24 protein-coding genes are annotated in these 24,334 nt (G+C 50.5%); 7 read left to right on the forward strand and 17 right to left on the reverse strand.

The window, feature by feature from the left end:
• Positions 1 to 57 precede the first annotated feature (57 nt).
• The 6 genes from ACTHRY_RS04675 to ACTHRY_RS04700 all read right to left on the reverse strand — a co-directional run bounded on the left by ACTHRY_RS04675 (position 58) and on the right by ACTHRY_RS04700 (position 8,183).
• Positions 58 to 1,287, reverse strand: coding sequence for an HlyD family type I secretion periplasmic adaptor subunit (locus ACTHRY_RS04675; protein ID WP_049323522.1), 1,230 nt, complete (start codon positions 1,285 to 1,287; stop codon positions 58 to 60).
• A gap of 89 nt (positions 1,288 to 1,376) precedes the next feature.
• Positions 1,377 to 3,593, reverse strand: a complete 2,217-nt coding sequence (locus tag ACTHRY_RS04680; RefSeq protein WP_049323523.1) for a type I secretion system permease/ATPase — start codon at positions 3,591 to 3,593, stop codon at positions 1,377 to 1,379.
• 43 nt (positions 3,594 to 3,636) lie between these two features.
• Entirely contained in the window at positions 3,637 to 4,905 is a 1,269-nt protein-coding gene (locus ACTHRY_RS04685) for a TolC family protein (protein WP_419150070.1), read from the reverse strand.
• A gap of 257 nt (positions 4,906 to 5,162) precedes the next feature.
• A complete protein-coding gene (locus ACTHRY_RS04690; RefSeq protein WP_049323524.1) occupies positions 5,163 to 6,422 on the reverse strand; it encodes an RsmB/NOP family class I SAM-dependent RNA methyltransferase in 1,260 nt (419 codons plus the stop codon).
• A 36-nt stretch (positions 6,423 to 6,458) separates the two neighbouring features.
• A complete protein-coding gene (locus ACTHRY_RS04695) occupies positions 6,459 to 7,328 on the reverse strand; it encodes a DUF1853 family protein (protein WP_049323525.1) in 870 nt (289 codons plus the stop codon).
• Between the two features lie 39 nt (positions 7,329 to 7,367).
• Positions 7,368 to 8,183 carry an RNA methyltransferase gene (locus ACTHRY_RS04700; protein WP_049323577.1) on the reverse strand — a complete coding sequence of 272 codons (816 nt, stop codon included), beginning with the start codon at positions 8,181 to 8,183 and terminating at the stop codon, positions 7,368 to 7,370.
• Between the two features lie 175 nt (positions 8,184 to 8,358).
• On the opposite strand from ACTHRY_RS04700, the gene ACTHRY_RS04705 reads away from it, so the two are divergent.
• From ACTHRY_RS04705 to ACTHRY_RS04730, 6 genes are all read left to right on the forward strand, one after another.
• The gene (locus ACTHRY_RS04705) at positions 8,359 to 9,144 is read left to right on the forward strand and encodes an inositol monophosphatase family protein (RefSeq protein ID WP_049323527.1); all 786 of its coding nucleotides are present in this window, start codon (positions 8,359 to 8,361) and stop codon (positions 9,142 to 9,144) included.
• A 263-nt stretch (positions 9,145 to 9,407) separates the two neighbouring features.
• A complete protein-coding gene (proB, locus tag ACTHRY_RS04710) occupies positions 9,408 to 10,211 on the forward strand; it encodes a glutamate 5-kinase (RefSeq protein ID WP_049323529.1) in 804 nt (267 codons plus the stop codon).
• A 9-nt stretch (positions 10,212 to 10,220) separates the two neighbouring features.
• On the forward strand, positions 10,221 to 11,471 hold the full coding sequence (locus tag ACTHRY_RS04715; RefSeq protein ID WP_049323531.1) for a glutamate-5-semialdehyde dehydrogenase: 1,251 nt from the start codon (positions 10,221 to 10,223) through the stop codon (positions 11,469 to 11,471).
• An 88-nt stretch (positions 11,472 to 11,559) separates the two neighbouring features.
• The gene (gene grxD, locus ACTHRY_RS04720) at positions 11,560 to 11,871 is read left to right on the forward strand and encodes a Grx4 family monothiol glutaredoxin (protein WP_003681608.1); all 312 of its coding nucleotides are present in this window, start codon (positions 11,560 to 11,562) and stop codon (positions 11,869 to 11,871) included.
• A 146-nt stretch (positions 11,872 to 12,017) separates the two neighbouring features.
• Positions 12,018 to 12,644 carry a uracil phosphoribosyltransferase gene (gene upp / locus ACTHRY_RS04725; protein ID WP_003746048.1) on the forward strand — a complete coding sequence of 209 codons (627 nt, stop codon included), beginning with the start codon at positions 12,018 to 12,020 and terminating at the stop codon, positions 12,642 to 12,644.
• Between the two features lie 97 nt (positions 12,645 to 12,741).
• Positions 12,742 to 13,059, forward strand: coding sequence for a DUF2322 family protein (locus ACTHRY_RS04730; RefSeq protein WP_049323534.1), 318 nt, complete (start codon positions 12,742 to 12,744; stop codon positions 13,057 to 13,059).
• A gap of 62 nt (positions 13,060 to 13,121) precedes the next feature.
• Here the strand turns inward: ACTHRY_RS04730 and trxA are convergent, their stop codons facing one another.
• The 10 genes from trxA to ACTHRY_RS04780 all read right to left on the reverse strand — a co-directional run bounded on the left by trxA (position 13,122) and on the right by ACTHRY_RS04780 (position 21,354).
• Positions 13,122 to 13,454 (reverse strand): thioredoxin TrxA, encoded by a 333-nt coding sequence (trxA, locus tag ACTHRY_RS04735; RefSeq protein WP_003681479.1) that lies wholly within the window; start codon positions 13,452 to 13,454, stop codon positions 13,122 to 13,124.
• Positions 13,455 to 13,580: 126 nt separating this feature from the next.
• Positions 13,581 to 15,146, reverse strand: a complete 1,566-nt coding sequence (locus ACTHRY_RS04740; protein ID WP_049323535.1) for an ABC transporter ATP-binding protein — start codon at positions 15,144 to 15,146, stop codon at positions 13,581 to 13,583.
• An 85-nt stretch (positions 15,147 to 15,231) separates the two neighbouring features.
• The gene (locus ACTHRY_RS04745; protein ID WP_049323537.1) at positions 15,232 to 16,785 is read right to left on the reverse strand and encodes a fatty acid--CoA ligase; all 1,554 of its coding nucleotides are present in this window, start codon (positions 16,783 to 16,785) and stop codon (positions 15,232 to 15,234) included.
• A gap of 154 nt (positions 16,786 to 16,939) precedes the next feature.
• Positions 16,940 to 17,038: a DUF333 domain-containing protein gene (locus ACTHRY_RS04750; protein ID WP_079453788.1), complete on the reverse strand. Its 99-nt coding sequence runs from the start codon at positions 17,036 to 17,038 to the stop codon at positions 16,940 to 16,942.
• A 52-nt stretch (positions 17,039 to 17,090) separates the two neighbouring features.
• Positions 17,091 to 17,876, reverse strand: a complete 786-nt coding sequence (locus tag ACTHRY_RS04755) for a TatD family hydrolase (RefSeq protein ID WP_049323538.1) — start codon at positions 17,874 to 17,876, stop codon at positions 17,091 to 17,093.
• Between the two features lie 4 nt (positions 17,877 to 17,880).
• Positions 17,881 to 18,234 carry a PilZ domain-containing protein gene (locus ACTHRY_RS04760; protein ID WP_003746058.1) on the reverse strand — a complete coding sequence of 118 codons (354 nt, stop codon included), beginning with the start codon at positions 18,232 to 18,234 and terminating at the stop codon, positions 17,881 to 17,883.
• 10 nt (positions 18,235 to 18,244) lie between these two features.
• Positions 18,245 to 19,225: a DNA polymerase III subunit delta' gene (locus ACTHRY_RS04765; protein ID WP_004520841.1), complete on the reverse strand. Its 981-nt coding sequence runs from the start codon at positions 19,223 to 19,225 to the stop codon at positions 18,245 to 18,247.
• 322 nt (positions 19,226 to 19,547) lie between these two features.
• Positions 19,548 to 20,864 carry an MFS transporter gene (locus ACTHRY_RS04770; RefSeq protein WP_049323540.1) on the reverse strand — a complete coding sequence of 439 codons (1,317 nt, stop codon included), beginning with the start codon at positions 20,862 to 20,864 and terminating at the stop codon, positions 19,548 to 19,550.
• Positions 20,861 to 21,049 (reverse strand): cbb3-type cytochrome oxidase assembly protein CcoS, encoded by a 189-nt coding sequence (gene ccoS, locus ACTHRY_RS04775; protein ID WP_003681462.1) that lies wholly within the window; start codon positions 21,047 to 21,049, stop codon positions 20,861 to 20,863. Before ccoS ends, ACTHRY_RS04770 begins: the two co-directional genes overlap by 4 nt.
• On the reverse strand, positions 21,049 to 21,354 hold the full coding sequence (locus tag ACTHRY_RS04780) for an HLGFF motif protein (protein ID WP_049344144.1): 306 nt from the start codon (positions 21,352 to 21,354) through the stop codon (positions 21,049 to 21,051). Before ACTHRY_RS04780 ends, ccoS begins: the two co-directional genes overlap by 1 nt.
• 234 nt (positions 21,355 to 21,588) lie before the next feature.
• Between ACTHRY_RS04780 and ACTHRY_RS04785 the strand changes: the two genes are divergently transcribed.
• The gene (locus ACTHRY_RS04785; RefSeq protein WP_440374080.1) at positions 21,589 to 22,785 is read left to right on the forward strand and encodes an acetate kinase; all 1,197 of its coding nucleotides are present in this window, start codon (positions 21,589 to 21,591) and stop codon (positions 22,783 to 22,785) included.
• 184 nt (positions 22,786 to 22,969) lie between these two features.
• Here the strand turns inward: ACTHRY_RS04785 and ACTHRY_RS04790 are convergent, their stop codons facing one another.
• Complete coding sequence (locus ACTHRY_RS04790; protein WP_049323545.1) at positions 22,970 to 24,235, reverse strand: histidine-type phosphatase; 1,266 nt, start codon at positions 24,233 to 24,235, stop codon at positions 22,970 to 22,972.
• Between the last annotated feature and the right edge of the window lie 99 nt (positions 24,236 to 24,334).

Raw genomic sequence — 24,334 nt, forward strand, 5'->3', positions numbered from 1 at the left:
AAACATAAACTAAAGGCCGTCTGAAAACGTTCAGACGGCCTTTTATCGTTTTATCGATTAGCGTTCGCTCAACGCTTGTTTCATACGCGTAATCGGTTTGATCAGGTATTGGAAGATGGTTTTTTCGCCGGTTTTGATGTCCACCGTTGCAACCATGCCCGGAATAATCGGCATAGGTTTGCCGTTTTTGTCTTTCAGGGAGTTGTTTTCGGTTTGGACGAGAACACGGTAATAGACTTGGTTCGGGTCGAGTTTCAGGTCGTTGGCACGGTTTTGCATGGAATTGCTGACGGTATCGGCGCCGACGAGGGTAACTTTGCCTTCCAAACCGCCGTAGATGGAGTAGTCGTATGCGCTGACTTTAACCAATGCAGGTTGGCCTGCGCGGATAAAGGCGATGTCTTGCGGACGAATATAGGCTTCGACCAGCAGTTTGTCGTCAACGGGGACAATTTGCATGATGTCTTCGCCTGCGTTCACAACGCCGCCGATGGTGGTGACTTTTATGCCTTTGACAATACCGCGCATAGGTGCGCGGATTTGCGAGCGTTCAACCGGGTCGGCACGCATGGCAACGTTTTCTTTGGATTGCGCCAGCTCGGATTCGGCTTGCAAGAGTTCGTTGTTGGCATCGGCTTTGTAGCGGTTGCGGCGTTCGGAAATTTGGGTGGCCAAGTCGGCAGACTCACGGCGCATTCTTAAAAGTTCGACTTCGGAAACCACGCCTTCGGCAACCATAGGTGCGGTAATGGCGATTTCGCGGTCAAGCGCAGCCTTGCTTTGGGAGAGGCCGCTGACGGCGTCGGTCATGGCTTGACGGCGTGCTTTGTAGGCGGCAATTTCGCGACGGCGAAGCTCGGGACCCACGCTGTCAGGGAAGGAGAGCTTGGTGCCGTAGGCTTCGGCTTTAAGGCGTGCAACAGTAGCTTCGAGGTTTTCGACTTTGGCTTCGCTTTCTCGCAAAACGGCGGAGCTGCGCGTGTCGTCGAGTTTCATCAGAATCTGATCTTTCTCGACCATATCGCCTTCTTTAACCATGATTTCGGTTACGATGCCGGGGTCGAGGCTTTGAATTACTTGCTCACGGCTGCTGGGAATGATATTGCCGTTGCCGCGGGTCACTTCTTCGACAGGACTGTTGTATGCCCAGACGACGAAGACAACCAGGAAAAGGAAGAATAGGATGATGACCCAAAATTGGCCGCTGTGTTTTTCTTTTTGAAGGGCGGCATTGAGGTCGTTGATGAGGTGTAGGTCTTTGGATTTGACGTTGTTTTCGCGGCTCATAATCGTGTATCTTTATTGTGTTTGGTGGATTTTAACCATTAGGGCAGGCCGTCTGAAAGAGTAAGTAGGTTTTCAGACGGCCTTTTGCTTTATTGTGCTGCCGATTGAGGGGCTGAGGCAGCTTGTTGTTGCTGCTGTTTGACTGCAGCAGCTTGTTGCTGTTGTTGTTTGACGTTGGCTGCTTTGGACTGTTCGTTTTGCATGAGTTTTTGCAATACTAGGTCACGCGGGCCGTCCATCACGACTTTACCATTGTCCATCACAATGATGCGGTTGACGATTTGCAGCACTTGCGGACGGTGGGTTACCAAAAGCATGGTGCGGTTGCGGCCCCATTGGGCAATGGCATTGAGCGCCATGCGTTCGGTAGCCTGGTCCAGGCTGGTGGTTGGTTCGTCCAGCAGGACGACTTTCGGGTTGCGCAAGGTCATGCGTGCCAGAGCGATGATTTGTTTTTGACCACCGGACAAGCCCAAGCCGTCTTCACCCAGAGGCATATCCAAACCGCGCGGATGGTTGCGGATGATTTTGTCGAGGCCGAAGCGGTTGAGCGCAATCAGCAGGTCTTGGTCGGTAGAATAACTGCCGGTACGCGCCAAGTCCATGTTTTCGCGCAATGTGCCGAGGAACAGGCGTGGCGATTGGCTCAACAGTAGGACTTGGTCGCGCAGGAAGTTGGGGTCAAGCTGGCGCATATCGACGCCGTCAAGGGTAACGTTGCCTTTTTCGGTATCGTACAGGCCGCTGGCCAGTTTGAGCATGGTGCTTTTACCGCTGCCGATACGGCCCAAAATACCGACTTTTTCACCCGGTTTGATGGTCAGGCGCAAATCTTCGACGGCGCTGTTGTTGTCGGCTTGATATTTGAACGATACGTTTTCAAAGGTAATATTGCCTTGAACGTTGTCCAAAGTAATGTATTTGCGTTCCGGATTGCGCTCGATAGGGCGGTTAACGATGTCGTTTACGCCTTTGAGGGCAAGTTTGGCTTGTTGGAAGCGGGTGGCCAAACCGGCGATTTGTGCCAACGGCGCCAAAGCGCGGCCGGACAGAATCACGGAGGCAATCAATGCACCCATGGTGATGCGTTCTGCATGGTTGTCGGCATGAATCAGATAGGTGCCGACGACGACCAAGAAGACGGTATTGAGCTGCTGCATGGCAACGGCGAAGTTGACCATGAAGTTACTGGTGTCTTTGACTTTGATGGAAGAAGCGGAAGTTTTGGCGGTGTATTCATCCCAACGTTGTTGTGCCCAAGATGTGGCGTTGTTGGTTTTCAGGGTTTCGATGCCTTCGATGGCTTCAACGGCAAGACCGGAGCGTTGCGAACCTTCTTTCATCGATTCGTTGATGTGGCGCGAGAGCGGGCGTTGTACGACAAAACCGACAATTACGACAATCGGAATGATGGTCAGGGGAACGAGTGCCAATTTGCCGCCGACCATGGAAATCACGAAGATAAACAGCAACAGGAAAGGCAAATCGACAATAGTCAACAAGCTGGCACTGGTCATGAACTCGCGCACGGCTTCAAATTCGCGCAGGTTGCTGGCGTATGAACCGGAAGAAGCAGGACGGTCTGCCAGACGCAATGCCATCACGCGGCGAAACAGGGCGGAGCTGATGATCAGGTCGGCTTTTTTACCGGCAATATCGGTCAAGTGGCCGCGGATCATCTTGGCGGCAAACTCAAACAAAATCGCCAAGACTACGCCGATGCTCAATACCCACAAGGTTTCATAGGCTTGGTTGGGAATCACGCGGTCGTACACGTTCATCACATACAGAGAGCTGACGAGCGCAAGGAAGTTAATGATGATGGTGGCCAAGATGACTTGGTAGTAGTAGCTGCGGAAACGCCAAATGACTTTCCAAAACCATGCTTTGGGCAAATGGTATTCAGGCAGCTCCGAGCGCATATCGGTAGCCATTTTGGGTTTGATAAACCAGCAGTAGCCTAAATACAGGCCGGAAAGCTGCTCGTGGCTGAGTTCCTGTTCCAAACCGTCAACCTGGCGGATATGGTATTTGCGCTCTTGGCCGGAGCCTTCGATTTTGGTAATGACCGCGGCCTCTTCGTTGTGCAGGATAATCATGACCGGCACGGCAAGCGAGGGAATGTCTTCCAGATTGCGTTTGGACAAGGTGTTTTCAAAGCCGTGGCTGCGCAGGACTTCGACCAGCGAGTGATAGTTGACCTTGAGCTTTTTGTCGCGCACAACTTCGGCGGACAAAGCGGCTTCGGATACGGGCGCACCCAAAAGGCGGGTCACTAAAACGATGTGTTCAATGATGGCTTTCATATTTTTTCGCGTAATGTTTTTGGTTTAACCGGCGGATATGGCTTTATTTTTGCGCCAAACCGACCCAAGCGGAGATTTTGGCCTGGGTATTTAAATAGTCGAGCGCCGCATCGCGGAAATCGTTGCGTGCGGCAACATAATCCTGTTCGATGGAGGATAACTCGCTGTATGCGCTTAAAACGTCGGTCAGTGTGCGCCGGGCGATTTTAAACTGCAATTCGTACACTTTGATGACTTCTTTCTGGGCGGCGATGTGTTGCGCCGTCAGCGCGGCACGCTGCTCGCTTTCCTGCATATCGATGGCCGACGTTTGGATGCGTTCGTTCATGTCGCGCAGGATTTGTTCGGACTTGGCTTCTGCGGCAATCAATGATTTGGCATTGCGTTCTACATTGTGTCGGGCGGCAATATCCAGCACATTCCATGCAACGTTTAAATAAAGCTGTTTGGTGTTGCGCGTTGCACTGCCTTCCAAATTGAGGGCAGGCAGGCGTTCGGCTTTGGAGGCGTCCAAATCGGCACGGACGCTGTCGCGTTCGGCCAACTGCGCCTGATAGGACGGATTATTGTTGCGGTTGGGGCTGCTGAAGCGTTCACTGATGGATTTTGCCGTGTCGTTTTTAAACGGATCTTCCAAATCGTTGGCAGTCAGTTGGCGCGAGGTGTAGCGGGATAGGCGGCTCAGCGCCAAATCCATGGTGCGGCGTTGTTGGGCAATGATGTTGGCCACTTGTAGTTGGCGCGCGCGCGCTTCAATCAACTCGGAACGGCGGCCGGCATCATATTTGACGATGGTATTTAAGTCTTTTAAGAGGTTGTTGTGGCGCGCCAAAGTCTGCTCGTTGAGGATCAGGGTTTCTTTTGCACGCAATGCGCTCAGATAGAGGCGGCCGATATCGCTTCCCAGCTGCTCTTGGCTTTCGGTGTATTTGTGTTGATAGTATTCTTCGCGGCTGCGGTCGCGGCGGACGGCGGCTTCAATCGCGCCCCATGAATAGATGTTCAGGCTGCCGCGTACGCCGACGCCGTCTTCCATATCGTTGCTGGTGTATTTATTGTGTTGTGCCAGTACTTTGGTGCCGGTCAGGGTAACAACGGGGTAATGGCGCGCACGCGTGGCTTTGGTTGTGCTTTGCGCCGCTTCTTGGGTAGCCTTGGCTTCACGCACAATCGGGTCGCTGATTAAAGCATCCCTGAGGATGTCTTGCAGGCTGTATGCAGAGGCCGTCTGAAACGGCAGCAGACAGCAGGCAACGGCAACGGCCGATGACAATAAACGGGGCTTTGTGGGGGAAGAATAAATATGCGACATGATTTTTAACCAAATGATTTATATATTATCGTTGTCCGTATCGGGTATCGCTTGAGGCAGCGAATTTTGAACGAGAACACATACATTTACAAAGCATAAAGCATTTTTTCCACCTTTTCACAATATTCTGATGAAAGGTCGAGATACATGCCTTAAAGTATATTATTGCAGAGCGCGACTATCGTATCTAATGATTTTAATGAAAAAAATCTATGAAAAAGGCCGTCTGAAAGGATTTCAGACGGCCTTTTTCAACCTTAATCCTTACGTTGCAATACGGCGGCAAAGAAGCCGTCGGTTTGGTGTTCTCCGGAGTTAAGGCGCAGGTATTTTCCGGTATCCAAATCAACCTTCAGGTTTTGCAGCAGTTCGGCGCAGTTGACGAGTTCAAATTCGGGATGTTCGGACAGGAAACGTTCGACCTGCTGCTCGTTTTCTTCCGGCAATACGCTGCAGGTGGCGTACACCAAGCGGCCTTGAGGTTTTACCAGTTTGGAGGCGGCATTGAGGATGCTGTGTTGCTGTTCCAAAAGGTTGGCCACTGTTTCGGCGGATTGGCGGTATTTGAGGTCGGGATTGCGGCGTAAAGTACCCAAACCGGAGCAGGGCGCGTCCACCAACACACGGTCAGCTTTGCCTGCCAGTCGGGCGATACGGGTATCGTGTTCGCTGCTGATGCGTTCGGGGTGGATGTTGGTCAGTCCGGCACGGGTCATGCGCGGTTTGAGGTTGGCAAGGCGTTTTTCGGCGATGTCGAAGGCGTAGATTCTGCCTTTGTTGGCCATTTGCGCGCCGACAGCCAAGGTTTTACCGCCGGCGCCGGCACAGAAATCGACAATGATTTCGCCGCGTTTTGCGCCCACCAATAAGGCAAGCAGCTGGCTGCCTTCGTCTTGGACTTCCAGTGTGCCGTCTAAAAACAATTCGTGTTTGTTAAGCGCGATTTTGTTTTTCAGGCGGATGCCCCAAGGCGAATAAGGCGTTGCCTCTGCATCGGCACTTTCGGCTTGTAACAGCGGCAGCACTTTATCTCGTTTGCCTTTCAAAGTATTGACGCGGATGTCGAGCGGGGCAGGTTGGTTGATGCTGCGGCCGAAGGCAAGGATTTCTTCTTCGCTCCAATGCTGTTGCAGTTGTTCCACCAGCCATTGCGGCAATTCTGCGGCGGTATTCAGGCCGTCTGAAAACTCGGTTTTACGGGCTTTCAAATTGCCGAGGAACGCTGTTTCTTCTTCATCAAGCAGGTCTTTGATTTGGCTGATATTGGTACTTCTGCCGAGAACCAGTGCGGCGAGAGCGGCTTTACGCGGCTGCGCGTGCGGACGGCGCAGGGCGGTGCTGATTTTTTGATAGTGGCGCAGCGCGGCAAAGGCAGTTTCGGCGATTTCGTGGCGGTCTTGGCGGCCGAGTTTTTTGTGTTCGCGGAAATAGGCGGAGAGGACGGCATCGGAAGGCTGTTTGAAAGTCAGCATTTCAGCCAAAACTTTGGCGGTGTGGTCGAGTTGTGCGGCGTTCATGATGTAATGGGTTTCTCTTAAAGTTAGTAAAGGGTTTCAGACGGCCTTCATAATGCGTTCGATTTCGTGCCAAAAGCCGTCCGGCCGTAATTCCAAAACGGCAATCAAGCCTTGGTCGATACGGCGGATTTCGGTTTCATTCAATGTTTCGGTTTCGGCAACACGCGCAGGTGCAAGATAGGCCATGCGGTCGAGCAGGTGGTAGCGCGCTTCTTGGCGTTCAAACCCGTATTCCGCCCAATCTTGAATATAGACGCCGCGCCAGCCGTATGGATTAAGCGGTGGCTCAAAAGCATGGAAACCTTGTGGAAAAAAGCCGATGCCGCGCACGATGGAAGCAGGAAGCGGATTTTCCGGCAGGTCTTGTGCGGCTAAGGTTGCTTTGCCTTGCGGCGTATGCAGCAGCTGGGATTGCTGCACCAGTTTGGCGGCTTTGTCCGGCAGCGTGTCTTTAGTATTGAGGCCGCGCAGGTTTTGCACTTGGTCTCCGCCGTAGTATTTACACGCCAGCTCGATATGGTAGGGCTGTTGGTTGAGGGAAACGACAAAATCCGCGGCGCCTAAAGTTTGGCCGTCTGAAAAAACGGGCAGATTGTATGCGTGCAGTTTGGCGTGCGGCGCGTTGGCAAACCAAAAAGCCAACAGTTCTTCGGCGTAAATGCCGAGACGGTGACCGAACGGGGCGCGTTGGGCAAGGTAATCCGTCAGCGGAGCGGGATCGGCGTCCAATGCTAAAAGATAGCGGAAACCGTGTTCCCCCAATAGTTCGCGCACGCTCAATTCGCAACCGCTTTGCCACAAAGGCGGCGCAGTCAGCAGCGAGGCGAGGTCACGGACGGGTTGGCTGGTGAGTTTCCACCATAATGCGTCTAGGGCGTAATTCATGCTTATCCGAATATCAGTCATGCCGTCTGAAAAGCTTATAATGTTTTCAGACGGCCTTAATCAGTCTTTTTTATGGATACGGTGGCTGACAGTATTGAAAAAACCGCGCAGGATGTCGATGTCTTCGGTTTGCGTGTTGGCGCGGCCGAACAGGCTCTGCATGCGGCGCATCAGGCGCTCGCCGTTGCGGCGGTTGAAAAAGCCGATGTCGGTCATCACGCTTTCCATGTGGGCGACCATGCCTTTGATTTGCTCGTGGGTTGCGGCATGGTCTTCCTGTTGCAGGTGAGTCATGGGCGAATCGGTTTGACTGAAGATTTCGTAGCACACGACCTGCACTGCTTGGGCGAGGTTGAGCGAGAAATAGTCGGGATTGCCGTTGATGGTCATCAGTCGGTTGCAGGCTTGGACTTCTTCGATGTTCAAGCCGAAAGTCTCGTTGCCGAAGACCAGCGCCACTTTCTCGCCACGGTTGGCGGCCTGCAGTAATTCGGGTACTAACTCGCGCGGGGTTTGCAGCGGCGCAGTGATTTCGCGGCGGCGGCTGGTCAGGGCGCAGGCGATAGTGGTGTCGGCAAGGGCTTCGTCCAAAGAGGCGGCAATGGTGGCATTTTCCAAAACGTCTGCCGCGCCGGAAGCGAGGATGAAACTTTCTTCCGGTAATTTAAACGATTGCGGATGATCCGGGTCGAACACGGGCGGATTTTCCGTCATCGGTGTTGCCATCAGATTGGGGGTGACGATGGTCAGTTTGTTCAGGCCCATTGTTTTCATGGCGCGCGCGGCGGAGCCGATATTGGAAGGATGGCTGGTGCGCGTGAGGATGATGCGGATGTTGTCCAGATAAGCGGGCAGGGCGGGTTTTTCGGAAGTCATGTTTTGTTTTCTGTTTGTACGGGAATCAGGTATAATGCGCCATCTTTTTGTTTTCAGACGGCCTTTTTCCATGCCGTCTGAAATGTTCTTTAACAGCATCGGAAACGATTAACAGCCTCTTGTGTGCCTTGTTCGGCGCATTAGGGCGTATTTTACCTGAATTAGGAAGAAAACCATGAATCCGTTTTTAAATACCGCTTTCAAAGCCGCCCGTAAAGCAGGGCAAATGATGATTCGCGCCGCCGGCAATCTGGATGCCGTCAAAGTAGACAGCAAAGCATTCAACGACTTCGTTTCCGATGTTGACCGCAGCTCCGAAATGATTTTGGTGGAAGCGCTCAAAGAAGCCTATCCGCATCACAAAATCACTTGCGAAGAAGGCGGCTCCCACGGTAAAGCCACCGCCGAGTACGAATGGATTATCGACCCGCTCGACGGCACAACCAACTTCCTCCACGGCCATCCTCAATACGCCATCTCTATGGCACTCCTGAACAAAGGCGTGTTGCAAGAAGCTTTGGTGTACGCACCTGAGCGCAACGACGTATACATGGCTTCCCGCGGCAAAGGCGCGTTGCTCAACGACCGCCGCATCCGTGTCTCCAACCGCATCGAATTGAACCGCTGCCTGATCGGCACCGGCTTCCCTGTTGTCGATCAAAGCATGATGGACAAGTATCTGGCGATTTTGAAAGATTTCTTGGCCAAAACCGCCGGCGGCCGTCGTGAAGGCGCGGCTTCTTTGGATTTGTGTGCCGTTGCGGCAGGCCGTTTGGACGGTTTCTTCGAGTTCAACCTCAAACCTTGGGATATTGCCGCCGGTGCATTGATTGTCCAAGAAGCAGGCGGTATCGTTACCGATATGTCCGGCAATGAAGGCTGGTTGGAAAGCGGCGACATCGTTGCGGCCAATCCTAAAGTATTGGCGCAAATGTTGAAAATTATTTCCGACCATCAATAAGCGTTTGTAGGGAACAGTCTGTATTTATCTTTGCAGACTAGAGTTTCAATAATTGGTAAAAGGCCGTCTGAAACCTGAAATAGGGTTTCAGACGGCCTTTTGTTTTGTTGTTAATGGATTCGGATAAGAGCTGAAAATATGGCTTTTGAAGGAGGCACTTTTAATTTTGTCTGTATTTTCTATTGCTTCGCAGTTATGATGTAGATACGTTTGGCTGAAATAATGCCGCTTGCAATCATAAAAATAGAAAGCAGAGGAGAATAATGAAACGAGATTTTGAAGCAGTAAAACGCATTGTCATTAAGATTGGAACCAGTTCTTTGGTGTTGCCAAACGGTAAAATCAATTTGGCAAAAATCGACCAACTGGCCTTTGTCATTTCCAGCTTGGTCGGAAAGGGCAAGGAAATTGTGCTGGTGTCTTCCGGCGCGATGGGCTTTGGGCTGAATGTCCTTAACATGGAAAAACGTCCGGTGGAAATGGCGCAGCAGCAGGCTGTTTCCAGCGTCGGCCAAGTGGCCATGATGAGCCTTTACTCGCAGATTTTTTCCCATTATCGGATGACGGTATCGCAAATCCTGCTGACGCGCGATGTGGTCGAATATCCGGAAAGTTTGGCAAACGTTACCAATGCTTTTGAATCCCTGCTTTCCATCGGCGTCATCCCTATTGTCAATGAGAATGATGCGGTCAGCGTGGACGAGATGGACCATGCCACCAAATTTGGCGATAACGACCGTTTGTCGGCAGTCGTGGCGAAAATCGTTAAAGCCGATTTGTTGATTATGTTGTCCGATATCGACGGTTTGTTTGATAAAAATCCGGCCGTTCACGCCGATGCCAAGCTGCGCAGCCATGTTGCCGATATTACCGAAGAAATTATTGCTTCTGCCGGCGGCTCGGGCAGTAAGTTTGGTACGGGCGGCATGCTCAGTAAGATTAAGAGCGCGCAGATGATGTTTGAACATCACGGCCAGATGGTGTTGATGAACAGCGCTAATCCGCGCGATATTCTTCAGGTTTTAGATGGCGCGCCTATCGGAACGTGGTTTGCACAAGAGAAATAGGGAGGTTGGATGAACTATATCGAACAGTTGGGCAAGAATGCCCAAAAAGCCAGTAAAACGTTAATCAGCTTGGGAAGCTTGGAAAAAAACAATCTGCTGCGTCAGGTTGCAACGGCTTTGGTTGAACAGGCTGAGATGATTTTGGCAGAAAATGCCCGCGATTTGGCTGCTGCAAAAGAAAACGGCATTTCGGACATTATGCTCGACAGGCTGCGCTTGAATCACGAACGCATCAAAGGCATTGCGGAAGGCGTTGGGCAGGTTGCCGATTTGCAGGACCCGATTGGGCAGGTTGTCCGCGGCTATACCAATCTGGACGGTTTGAAGATTGTTCAAAAACGCGTGCCTTTGGGCGTGGTTGCCATGATTTTTGAAAGCCGCCCAAATGTTTCGGTCGATGCGTTTTCTCTGGCCTTTAAAACCGGCAATGCCATTATTTTGCGCGGCGGTCGCGATGCCATCCATTCCAATACTGCATTGATTGCCGTCATTAGGCAGACTTTGATAAAAGCGGGAATGGATGCCGATGTAGTGCAGCTGGTCGAAGATACCAGTCATGTTGCTGCCGAGGAATTGATGCAGGCGGTCGATTATATTGATGTGCTGATTCCGCGTGGCGGCGCGCGCTTGATTCAGACGGTGAAAGAGAAATCGAAAGTTCCTGTCATTGAAACCGGAGTCGGTAATTGCCATATTTATGTGGACGACAGTGCCGATTTGGAGATGGCGGTCGATATCGTCGTGAACGCCAAAACGCAGCGTCCGAGCGTGTGCAATGCCGCTGAATCTTTGGTTGTCCACGAAAAGATAGCAGAAGCGTTTTTGCCCAAACTGGAAGAAGCCGTTGCCAAAATGCATCCGGTCGAATTTAGAGCCGATCAGGAAGCATTGCGTATGTTTAAAAATGCTGTTTTGGCAACCGAGGAAGATTACAGTACCGAGTTTCTTGACTATATTATGTCGGTCAAAACGGTAAAATCAGTGGAAGAAGCCGTCGATTGGATTAATGGCCATACGACGCATCACTCGGAAGCGATTGTGACCCAAAGCATTGCCCATGCCGAGTTTTTCCAAGAAAGCATTGATGCGGCGGCGGTTTATGTCAATGCGTCTACTCGGTTTACCGACGGCTTTGTTTTCGGATTGGGCGCGGAAATCGGTATTTCCACCCAAAAAATGCACGCCCGCGGCCCGATGGGTTTGGAAGCGCTGACTTCGACCAAGTTCTACATCAACGGCAACGGTCAGATCCGACGTTGATAAACGCCCCTCAACTTCATCAATTTGCGTATAATGGCGGGAAATTTGATTTTTCCCGAACAACCGATTTAGTAAAAAGGAACACACCATGTCCTCTATCCACGATCAAATCAAAGAAGTCGTTACCACCCACCGCGTCGTATTGTTCATGAAAGGCACGAAGCAATTCCCGCAATGCGGCTTCTCTTCCCGTGCCGTACAAATCCTGAATGCGGCAGGTTGCACCGACTATGTAACCGTCAACGTATTGGAAAACGATGCCGTACGCCAAGGCATTAAAGAATACAGCGACTGGCCGACCATTCCTCAACTGTACGTTAACGGCGAATTTGTCGGCGGCTCCGACATTTTGATGGAAATGTATGAAGCCGGCGAACTGCAAGAATTGCTGAAAGCTTAATCATCTGCAATATTCCGTAATGTAAAATTGTTGACAAAGGCCGTCTGAAACCCTGATTCAGACGGCCTTTCGCATGAATACGCACTTTGCGCGCCATGCGAAAAAAAGTATAATCCCCCTCCATCAACGCAATTCGGAAAATCAACATGAACGTTACCGTTATCAACCACCCTTTAGTCCGCCACAAACTCACGCTGATGCGTGAAGCGGATTGCAGCACTTACAAATTCCGCACGCTTACCACCGAGTTGGCACGTCTGATGGCATATGAAGCCAGCCGTGACTTTGAAATTGAAAAATACATTATTGACGGCTGGTGCGGCTCTATCGAAGGCGACCGCATCAAAGGCAAAACGCTGACCGTCGTCCCGATTTTGCGTGCCGGTTTGGGTATGCTCGACGGCGTACTCGACCTGATTCCGACTGCCAAAATCAGCGTTGTCGGCTTGCAGCGCGATGAAGAAACTTTGAAACCGGTTTCTTATTTTGAAAAATTTGTCGACAGCATGGACGAACGTCCCGCGCTGATTATCGACCCAATGTTGGCGACCGGCGGCTCTATGGTTGCCACCATCGACCTTTTGAAAGCCAAAGGTTGCCGCAACATCAAAGCATTGGTATTGGTTGCTGCGCCGGAAGGCGTGAAAGCCGTCAACGAGGCGCATCCTGATGTAACCATCTACACTGCCGCGCTCGACAGCCACTTGAACGAACACGGCTACATCATTCCAGGCTTGGGCGATGCCGGCGATAAGATTTTCGGTACACGTTAATTGAAATGTTTAAGGCCGTCTGAAAAGTGTCAAACCTAAACTTTCAGACGGCCTTGTTATATGGTTTGCTTTAAAACCCACATCAGAAAGGACAATCATGAGCTTCCAAGATAATCTGGCCACCATGCCTGCCATCAATCATTTGAGCGGCTTGGATATTCTCGATAAAGAGGGCAATGTGGTTCATCACATTCCCAATGCACCCGGCAAACAAGGCTCGCTCAAGCTTTACCATGCTTTGGCGCAAGAGTTTGACGGTAAACTTGACGCAGCGGCGGCAGAACGCGGTCTGGCATGGTTTGCCGAGCATGTTGCCGATGCCGAAGCCAATCCGGGTAAGCATCCGAATATTGATTTGCTGTTTAAAGTGAAGGCTGAAAATGCCAGCCTGATTTTGAAACCATTGGCTGCTTAATGAATACAAAAAAGGCCGTCTGAAAATTGTTTTCAGACGGCCTTTTTATATGCTTTAAAGCCTTAAGCGATAGAGGCTTCAACGAATGCAGTCAGTTGGCCTTTAGCCAATGCGCCGACTTTAGTGGCAACGTTTTCGCCGTTTTTGAACACCATCAGGGTAGGGATGCCGCGAACGCCGAATTTGGCAGGAGTGGCTTCATTGTCGTCGATGTTGATTTTAACGACTTTCAGACGACCTTGGAACTCGGAGGCGATGTCGTCCAAGATTGGGGCAATCATTTTGCAAGGGCCGCACCATGGTGCCCAGAAGTCCAGCAATACAGGTACGTCGGATTTCAAAACGTCTTGTTCGAAGCTGGCATCGCTGGCGTGGATAATCAATTCGCTGCTCATGTTTGTTTCCTTTTGAATCGGGATTAATAAATATGTTGTTCAGAATAGTGGCAGACAGGGAAAATTTCAAGTGCCGTCGCCCGGTAATAGTTTTTTTGAAATGCGCCTATCGTAATCTTTAAAGATTCAGACGGTCTCTTGAACCATGTGGCCGGAGTGTGCAATCAAATGGCGCGTGTAGTCGCTGCTTGGATTGGCAAATACGTTTTCACATTCGCCTTCTTCAACGATTTTGCCGTCTTTCAATACCATCACGCGGTGGGAGATAGCGCGGATAACCGCAAGGTCGTGGCTGATGATGATGAAGGCGAGGCCGTATTCTTTTTGCAGGCCGCTGAGCAATTCAAGGATTTGTTGTTGCCATTGGACATCGAGCGCGCTGGTTGGTTCGTCCAATACGAGGATTTTCGGGCGGACAATGATGGCGCGGGCGATGGCGAGGCGTTGGCGCTGGCCGCCGGAGAATGCGTGCGGATAGCGTTCGAGTGCGTCTTCGGGCAGACCGACTTGTTTGAGGACTTCTTCGACGCGGCGGCGCATTTCTTCGCGCGGCATTTCAGGTTCGTGCACGCGTAAGGCTTCGGAAACGGTATCAAAGACATTCATGCGCGGATTGAATGCGCCGAACGGGTCTTGGAACACCATTTGGATTTTGCGCCTCAATTCGCGTTTCCATGGCTCGCCGTTGATGTGTAGGCTGCCTTCGGAGTCGATAAGGTGCATAACGGCTTTGGCCAGTGTGGTTTTGCCGCTGCCGCTTTCGCCGATGATGCCTAAGGTTTCGCCAGATTTGAGGTCGAAAGAAATGGGGTTGAGGATGGTTTTGTCGCGTTTTTTAAACCAACCGTCCGATTCTTTGACGGAAAAGGCGACGTGTTCGGCCTTAAGTACGGTGGCCGGGTTTTCAGGCAAGGGGGCGACGCGGCGTGTTGTGCCGGCATTGAGCAGCATTTTGGTGTATTCGTGTTGCGGATTGGCGAAGACTTCGGCTGCTTTGCCGGTTTCAAGGATGCGGCCGTTACGCATAACGGCGATGTCGTCGGCAAAACGGCGCACGAGGTTTAAGTCGTGCGTAATGTAGAGCATGGTCATGCCGTGGTCTTCCTGCAGGCGCGAGAGCAGGTCGAGAATTTGGGCTTGGACGGCAACGTCTAATGCGGTGGTCGGTTCGTCGGCAATCAGGAGCTTGGGTTGGGCGGATACGGCCATGGCAATCATGGCCCGCTGGCGTTGGCCGCCGGAAAGTTGGAACGGATAAGCCTGGGCTTTTTGCTCGGGCTGGTGGATGCCGGTTTCATCTAGGAGTTCGATGGCGCGCGCCCATGCCTGTTTTTTATCCAAACCCAAATGCAGGGTCAGGACTTCGGCGATTTGTTCGCCGACGCGCATAACGGGGTTGAGGGCGGTCATGGGTTCTTGAAACACCATGCCGATTTCGCAGCCGCGCAGCTTTTGCAGGGCGCGTTCGGACTGGGTCAGCAGGTCGGTTCCGCAATATTTCAGACGGCCTTCAAAGCTAACCATCGGGTTGAGGCGCATAATGCCTTGCGACAATACGGTTTTGCCGCTGCCGCTCTCGCCGACCAATGCCAGCTTGCGGCCGGGTTGCAAGGTCAGGTTGATATTGTGCAGGACTTGCTTGCTCGGAAAGGAGCCGTTTAGGTTTTCGATTTCGAGTATAGGTGTCGTCATGGTCGTGGCCGTCTGAAAAGGTTTGTGGAATACAGATTGTTTTCAGACGGCCTGCATGAATCAAGAGGCCGTCTGAAACAGCGGTTTAGTCTTGAAACTGTTCTTTGAGTTTGCGTTTTAACACTTTGCCGGTGGCATTGCGCGGCAGCTCGTCTTGGAAGATGATTTGTTTGGGGATTTTAAAGTTTGCCAGCAGGCCGCGCAGGTGGCTGCGGACTTCGGCTTCTTCCAGTTTCATGCCTTCTTTGAGTTGGATAAAGGCAATGATTTCTTCATCGGCGTATTGGTCTTTCACACCGATGACCGCGGCGGCTTCCACGGCATCGAGTTTGTAAATGGCTTCTTCGATTTCGCGCGGATAGACGTTTTGGCCTTTGGAAATAATCAGGTCTTTTTTGCGGTCGACGATGAAGATGAAGCCGTCTTCGTCTATGGTGACGAAATCGCCGGTTTTCAGCCAACCGTTGACGATGGTTTCATCTGTGGCGTCAGGCATATTAAGGTAGCCTTGCATAACCGAACCGCCTTTGATGATGAGTTCGCCCACTTCGCCGCGCGGCACTTCGACCAATTCATCATCGACGGCTTTCACGGTCAGGCCGGGCAGGGCGACGCCGACGCTGGCGGTTTTTTGGCGTTCGGGCGTATTGACGGCCACGACGGGCGAGCATTCGCTCAAGCCGTAGCCTTCCAGCAATTTGGCGCGCGGGAATTTGGCTTTGAAGTCGTCAATGGTTTGTCCGGCCAGAGGTGCCCCGCCGCTGATAAACAGACGGACGCGGTTGAACCATCTGAAATACCAAGGGATTTTGGCTTTGCTCATGGCAGTGTAAATGGCCGGTACGCCGAGGAAAATGGTAGCGCGTTTGAGCAAAACCTGTTTCAACACGTTGGAGAACGGGAAGACGGATTTGACCAAAATAATCGAGCAGGCTTGAGATATCGGCAGCAAAACCATGGCGGTCAGCGTAAAGCTGTGGAACATGGGCAAGAAGACGACGAAACGGTCTTTTTGCGAGATTTGGAAAATTTGTTCGATGCCCGAAAGGTTGGAAAACAGGTTGCTGTAACTGATTAATGCGCCTTTTGGGTGGCCGGTTGTGCCGGAGGTGTAGATAATGTGCGCCAAATCATTGACAGACGGCTGACGGCTCAGATTCGGCTTGCCGGGGAATGTGCGTGCGGCATCGAAATAGCTGTCTTCGCCACTGGCGGCTTTGGTTTCGCCAATCCAGATGATTTTACGGACTTTGGTTTTGGCTTTGATGTTTTTGAGTTCTTTGGCCAACGGCGCGGAGGCGAACATAAAGCGTGCGTCGCAGTCATTGAGGATGTAGGAAAATTCTTCGCTTTTCAAAAAGACATTGAGTGGGACGGCTACCGCGCCGATGGAAGTAATGGCGAAATAGGCGGCAATAAATTCGGGAGAGTTGGAAACGACCAGGGCGACCTTGTCGCCATATTGTACGCCTTCGTGTTGCAGATAGGCGGCGACGGTTTCTACTTCGTGTTTGAGGGAGGAATAGCTGATTTTTTCTTTGTCGTTGAAAATGACCGTGCCTTTACCGTTTTTTTGGCAGGCGGCTGTTAGCATGGCGTAAAAATTAGGGTGGGTGTGCATTTCGGAGTTCGTGTCCATATTGTGTCGATGGGTGTACGGTTTCGATGAACCGTTTATTTCGAAGGATAGGTTTTACATCCTATCAGTAAAATAAGCAAGAGGCCGTCTGAAAATACTTTCAGACGGCCTTGAGCTTTGCTGGGCTTAGGAAAGCAATATTTTGAATTTAAACTTATTTATTGTGTTGATGGAAATATTTCCATTCTTTAAAGGTCCGGCCGTCCGGAAGATGGCACAAGCCGATTTCGTTATCGTTTCTGTCTTGAGCTATTTCGAGTTTGCCGCTGCGTTTGAGGCAGAACCGGTGGTAGAAAGTCTTAGAACTAGCCGTTGTTCAGACGGCTGTCGGGTACTTTCTTAAACAGGCGATAGAAATTGTCGCTGGTGTTTTGTGCCAATGTTTCCAAGCTCTCGCCGCGCAGATTGGCTACGAATTCGGCTGTATAGCGGACGTAGGACGGCTCGTTTTGTTTGCCGCGTTTGGGAACCGGCGCGAGGAAGGGGGCATCGGTTTCTACCAAGATTCTATCGGCAGGGACGTATTTGGCGGCTTCCTGTATCAGCGGTGCGTTTTTAAACGTCACAATGCCGGAGAAGGAAATGTATAAGCCCAAATCTAAAGCGGCTTTGGCAAAGGCGACGTCTTCGGAGAAGCAGTGGATCACGCCGGAGTTGGTGTGGCATTCTTTCAAAATCCGCAAGGTGTCTTCGGCCGCATCGCGTGTGTGGACGATAACGGGCAGGCCGCTTTCGTTGGCGGCTTGGATGTGGTCGGCAAAGCGTTGATGCTGCCATGACAAATCACCTTTACACCAGTAATAGTCCAAACCGGTTTCGCCGATGCCGACGATTTTCGGATGTTTGGCCGCTTCTACCATTTCGGCGATGGTAAATTCCTCCGCTTCTTGGCTGTCGGGATGTACGCCGATGGTGCAGTAGATGTGGTCGTGCGCCTGGGCAATGTCGAAGACTTCGGCAAAACTTTGTTTGCTGACGCTGATGGCAAGCGCTTGTTTGACGCTTTGTGCTTCCATGTTGGCAAAGACTTCGGGCAGGCGGTCTTTTAGGCCGTCAAAGTTGAGATGGCAATGTGAATCGATTAAATGCATGGTATTACAGGGTAAAAGTAGTACGGTCGCTGCGCAGGCGCGGGCCGAGCTCGGCTTCGATCAGGTTTTTTGCCTGCTGGCAGCTTTCGTGTTCGGAAAAGGCAAGGCCTACGCCTTTGGGGCGGTGGGCCGAGGTGCGCGCCGGATTGATCCAAACGACTTTGGTTGGCAGGAAGCGTTTGGGATAGTCGGCGATTTCGACGGCCAAGAGAATGTCTTCGCCTAGGGAGAATACGTCATCGGTCGGCACGAACAGGCCGCCGTGTTCTAAAAACGGCATATAGCAGTTGTACAACAAATTGGGGTCTTTGAGTTGCAAAGCCAACATCTTCGCCGGAATGTCTTTTTTATTCATCATTTATTACCTGTTAGGGTTTGTTTTGCCAAAAATCTAAATATTCGATAAGCAGATACTCAAGCTGCATTTTAACACTCAAGGTATGGTATCCGTAAGGGTTGAGCGCGTTCAGACGGCCCAATAGGGCAAACAGCCTGCGTGAATCGGTTTTAGAGGCCGTCTGAAGCAGGGCTTGGGCATGGTGCGGATAATAAAGCGGCGCCATGCTTTGTTGTGCCAAACCGACATCCGTCAGCCACTTTTGCAGCCAGTCGATGAAAACGGCCAGCGGTTGCTTTTGTTTGTCGAACGCAGCGGCGTAGTCGAGTATGGCCAACAGACGTGGGGCAGCCAGCAGCGTCAGCAACTCTTCGCGCAATGCGTCCAATTCGGGAGTCGGTGTGAATAAAGGTGCGCCGCTGTGGAATGCCAACAAGGCTTCGGCATTTTCCACGCCCTGTTGACGCAGATATGCTGCAGCTTGTTCATGGGTCGGCGAGGGCAGCACCATCTGGCGGCAACGGCTTTTGATGGTGGGCAGGAGTTTGTCGCGCGCATGGGTAACGAGCAGGAAAACAACGTGTTGCGGCGGCTCTTCCAAAGCTTTCAACAAACCGTTTGCCGCCTGTGTATTCATGCTTTCCGCCGGATGTACCAATACCACGCGCAGGCCGCCGCGGACTGCGGTCAGGTAAATGTTTTCCACAATATCGCGCACGGCATCGATTTTGATTTGCAGGAGTTTGCGTCCTATTGCCTCGCCTTCGGGAATTTCCGGCGTGAGTTCGTAAAAGTCGGGATGCGTGTTTTGGCTGAACAAATGGCACGAAGCGCACTCACCGCAGGGTTCATGACCGGACTTGGGCGATTCGCACAGCAATGCCTGCGCGACAAAGCGAGCAAACTCGGTTTTGCCGGTATTTTCTTTGCCGGTAAACAGCCAAGCGTTGGGACGGTTTTGCCAATGGGCGGCGAGCTGTTGCCATTGGGTTTCATGCCATGGATAAATCATATCGTTTGGGAACTATAAGGTAGGTGGTTATTATACGCTCAGGCCGTCTGAAAAAGTTTTCAGACGGCCTTTTATTAACTGCCTAAAAATTAATCAAATATCGTTTTGTTTTGAAATATCAAACATTAAGCCGACTTATTCACAGCCTTTGCACACGCTTGTTTGGGGAAAATGTGCATTTTGTCCGGCGGTAAAGTTGTGCTTAAAATTTAGGCAGTCCTGTTTTTTAATGTTAAATCAGACAGTAATCTGATTTATGCACAAGCTGTCCACGCGATTGAACAGTGAAAATGTGCATGGTGGGGATATATTTCAGACGACCTTATTTGCTGATTTTCAACAAAGCGGTCAAATCTCCGATAAATTTCGGTTCCCGTTTGATGAGGTAAACAATCAACGGAAGATTACCCACGGCAACAATCAAATACAGCAGCGTGATGCTGTCAAACAACATCAGCAAAACTGCGCTCAGAATGGCAGCCGACACCATAAACACGCCGTTGATGATGTTGTTGGCGGCGACGGCGTGGGCGCGGAAGGTTTCGCTGCTGGCGGTTTGCAGCCAAGTGTAGAGCGGTACGGAGAAGAAGCCGCCGAAAAAGCCGATGGCCGACATGACGAGCATAATCGGATACGCTTGGGCTTGCGATAAAAACCAGATAATGCCGTTTAATTCGGTGAAGCGTTGGCCGTGGGTCAGCCACACCAGCAATAATCCACAGACAGTCAGACCCAATGTGCCGATAGTAACCAAGCCCAAAATCAGGCGCTCGTGGCTGAGTTTGGCGCATAATACCGAGCCGATGGCGATGCCGATGGAGAACAGCGCCAACATCAGGTTGAACACATTATCGTTGCCGCCCAAATGGATTTGCGTGAACGTCGGCAGTTGGGTGGTATAAACCGAGCCGACAAACCAAAACCATGAAATACCGATAATGGAAGTGAATACAGGGCGGTCGGCCACCGCTTCACGAATCAGCGAATTCGTGCCTTTGATGATGTTCCATTCGATTTTTGTGTCCGGCATTTTAGCGGCTACAGACGGCATAAACAGGCTGGTCATCGTGCCGCCGATGGCGACCAACAACACCAAACCGCCAACAATATACGGCGGAACGCCTGCAACTGCGGTGCCCAAAATCTGGCCGAGCAAGATGGCGATAAACGTACCCGATTCAATCAGGCTGTTGCCCATAATCAGCTCTTTGTCGTTGAGGTAATCGGGCAAAATGGCGTATTTCAGCGGGCCGAACAGGGTAGATTGCGTACCCATGCAAAACAGGCAGATTAAAAGCAAAGGCGCGGATTGGATGTAGAAGCCATACGCCGCCACTGCCATGATGATGATTTCCAACAGCTTGATCCAGCGCGCCAAAACGGCTTTATCAAATTTGTTGCTCAGTTGCCCTGAGAGCGCGGAAAACAGGAAGTAGGGCAGGATAAACAGCATCGCGCCCAAGTTCAGCATTTGGCTGGATGGCAGAAAGTCGTTTTTGCCCAAACCGTAAAAACTGATCATCACGAATAATGCGGTTTTGAACACATTATCGTTAAACGCGCCCAAAAACTGCGTCCCAAAGAGCGGCGCAAAACGGCGGGTCGTGTGGAAATTCAGATTGTCTTTTTTAAGGCTCATTGTTTGGATTCTTTGTCTTCGTCTTTTTCGATCAGTTTTTCAGTGGAGTCGTCGTCCATCAAAATGCGGTGCGCAGGGCCTTCAAGGTCGTCAAACTGTCCGTTTTTACCCGACCACCAGAAAAACCAGCCGATAATAAAGGCCAAAATAATGCTGATGGGGACAAGGATAAACATACTTTCCATTACATCGCTCCGGTCAAATCGGTCAGGATAAAGGTTTTACCGCTGATGGTCAGGTATTCGTTACGCAACGAACCGATATTTTTATCGTCAAAAAACAGTTCGATACGGTCTTTAACCACGCGCCAGTATTGCGGGATATCGGTTTGCTCAAAAGGCGACAATACCGCCGCTTCGGCTGCGTCTTCACTTTGCAGCTTGATTACAAAGCGTCCGCTTTGCGGCGGATTTTGCGATTCATCGTCTGCCAGCATAATGAAAAATCCGGCGTGTTCGCCGTCTTGAGTGTGGATACTGAAATAATGCATATCGGTAAATTTTCAAAACCGCCGTCATTTTTTCAGACGGCCTAAAATAAAATTCCGTCCATTTTACATCAAATATTAAGTCAAGCAGCCGATTACATTTTTTGTTAGAATACGACGTTTACTTTGTTAATCTGTTCAGACCGCTACCCACTACGTCCCACAAGGGGTGCAACATAGCCGGAGCCGCAGTAAGGTCCCGACAAAAATGCCGTCTGAAACCTCAAGGAGCATAAAATGACACAAAAATTAATCTTGGTTTTGAACTGCGGCAGCTCTTCCCTCAAAGGTGCCGTATTGGATAACGACAGCGGCGAAGTATTGTTGAGCTGCTTGGCAGAAAAACTCAATCTGCCTGATGCCTATATCACCTTTAAATTCAACGGTGAAAAACGCAAAGTCGATCTTTCTGCCAAACCTGACCATACCGGTGCCGTTGAAGCCCTGATGGAAGAACTGAAAGCGCATGATCTCGACAGCCGTATCGGCGCCATCGGCCACCGTGTCGTCAGCGGCGGCGAGTTGTACAGCGAATCCATCCTCGTTGATGACGAAGTTATCGCCGGCATCGAAAAATGTATTCCGCTCGCTCCGCTGCACAACCCTGCGCACCTCTTGGGTCTGCGCGCTGCACAAACCATTTTCAAAGGCCTGCCGAACGTTGTCGTATTCGACACCGCCTTCCACCAAACCATGCCGGAACATGCCTACACCTACGCTGTTCCACATGAATTGTATGAAAAATACGGCTTGCGTCGCTACGGCGCGCACGGTACCAGCTACCGCTACGTTTCTGATGAAACCGCCCGTTTCCTCGGTAAAGACAAAAAAGATTTGCGCATGGTTATTGCCCACCTGGGAAACGGCGCATCCATTACCGCCGTTGCCAACGGCCAATCTCAAGACACCAGCATGGGCCTGACTCCGCTGGAAGGTTTGGTAATGGGTACCCGCAGCGGCGATATCGACCCTGCCGTTTTCAGTTTCTTGGCTGAAAACGCCAACATGACCATTTCCCAAATTACCGAAATGCTGAACAAAAAATCCGGCCTGCTCGGTATCTCCGGTTTGTCCAACGACTGCCGTACCATCGAAGAAGAAGCTGCCAAAGGTCATCCGGGCGCCAAACTGGCTCTGGAAATGTTCATCTACCGCTTGGCTAAATACATCGGCAGCATGACAGTAGCGGCAGGCGGTTTGGACGCATTGGTCTTCACCGGCGGTATCGGCGAAAACTCCGACATCATCCGCGAACGCGTATTGGGCTACTTGGGCTTCCTCGGTCTGTACATCGACCAAGAAGCCAACCTGAAAGCCCGCTTCGGCAATGCCGGTGTAATTACCACTGCCGACAGCAAAGCTGTTGCCGTTGTGATTCCTACCAACGAAGAATTGATGATTGCACACGATACAGCCCGTCTGAGCGGCCTGTAATCCTCGTCATTATTGAAAACAACCTGCCCGTAAGGGCAGGTTTTTTGTTGTGTATAGATGAAGAAAATTTTGAGAATATATTGAGAAAAGCCGGTAAACATTACGTTTGCCGGCTTTTCCGTTTGATCCACTCGCAGTTTCTGCGAATTCTCTTTTAAGTATTTTTCATAGGGTTGCATGAATGCTATTTTTTACCGTTCTTAATACCCTCACTCAACACCTGTTGAAAACGCTCGTAATCACAAAAGCCCTTTTCATCTTTTTCACAGCCTTTGAGCGTTAAAGCTGTTTGGTTTGGTGGTGTCGCTAAACTTAATGGCGTGGTGTTAATCAGCTGTTCGGTAGATTGATACACATAATCCAACTTAAATTTGAGCTTACCACTTGGTTTGTGCTTCCACACTTCAAATAGCAGCTTGCCACCGATTGGGATATTTTCCAATGAACCATCTAATTCATAAGGCTCAACACCTAATGCAGCCAGCAGAGCGACGATATTAGAATCGTGTCCAACCAATAAGTTAATTTTATTTTCGCTATTTAGCTGCTGCTGAATAAATGCCAATAACGGATATGATGCATTTTGTGCTAACGCTTCATTGTTTTTAAATAAAGTGCGGTAATATTCGTTTTTAATTTCGTTAATTGCGCGCCATTTTTCTTGGCTATCCACACGACCGTTTGCAATTTCAGAATCAGGCTTACCCACATAATGTGCGAGCAATAATGCACTGACAATTTTCTTCCCGGTGCTGATAGAACCCGTAATCTTGACCGACTTGCCGTCTTTGATACTGTATTCACCGACTTTTCCACCTAAATCACATTCGCCTTTTTGCAAACAGTTTGGTGAATTTTTATAATCGATGATTTCACTCAATAACGCATAATTTGGCACTAATTTTTGCTGTAAAGCGGTTAAATCAACGTTATTTTTTGCAGATTCAATCAAAGCTTGGCTTGGATTGTGCGCCTGCGTGTTAAAAATTGGATCTTTTTCTGAACCAATTTCACCGTGATGTTGCAGTTGAACATTACAGCCTGCAAAAGCTCCTGCCACAATGGCCTGACCTGTTGCAATGGTGCGTTGCACTCCATTCGCATAAGCGAAAATACCTTCACCCGATGCACAACGATCTGTCGTTAATAATCCTTTATCCGCAAGCCATTGTCCTAAATATTGGCCGAAATAGGTTTCTAGCACTGTCCCTTTTGCCGTGAGATAACCAGATGACACATCCCATTTTGCCCACGCATACGGGGAATATTTCGCCATTTCTTGCGGATCTTTTTCCACTGGTGAACGCAATCCGTGTCGGCTGAAAATCAATACTTTCTCTAATTCATAATCAGAACTTGAGGAAGTTTGACCATTTTCTGTTGCAAACGCACTACTTGCTAAAGCTGAGCCAAGCAAAAGTGCGGTGAATTTTAGGGTTATTTTTTTCATATTCGATACCTAATCATTTAATGTTGAAATTGAGCTATAAAAATTCAAGGCATATTTGGTGCCGTAAACTAACACCATAAATACTGCAACAATATTGAC

Source organism: Neisseria sp. P0004.S004, from assembly GCF_051963335.1.
Classification (GTDB): Bacteria; Pseudomonadota; Gammaproteobacteria; order Burkholderiales; family Neisseriaceae; genus Neisseria.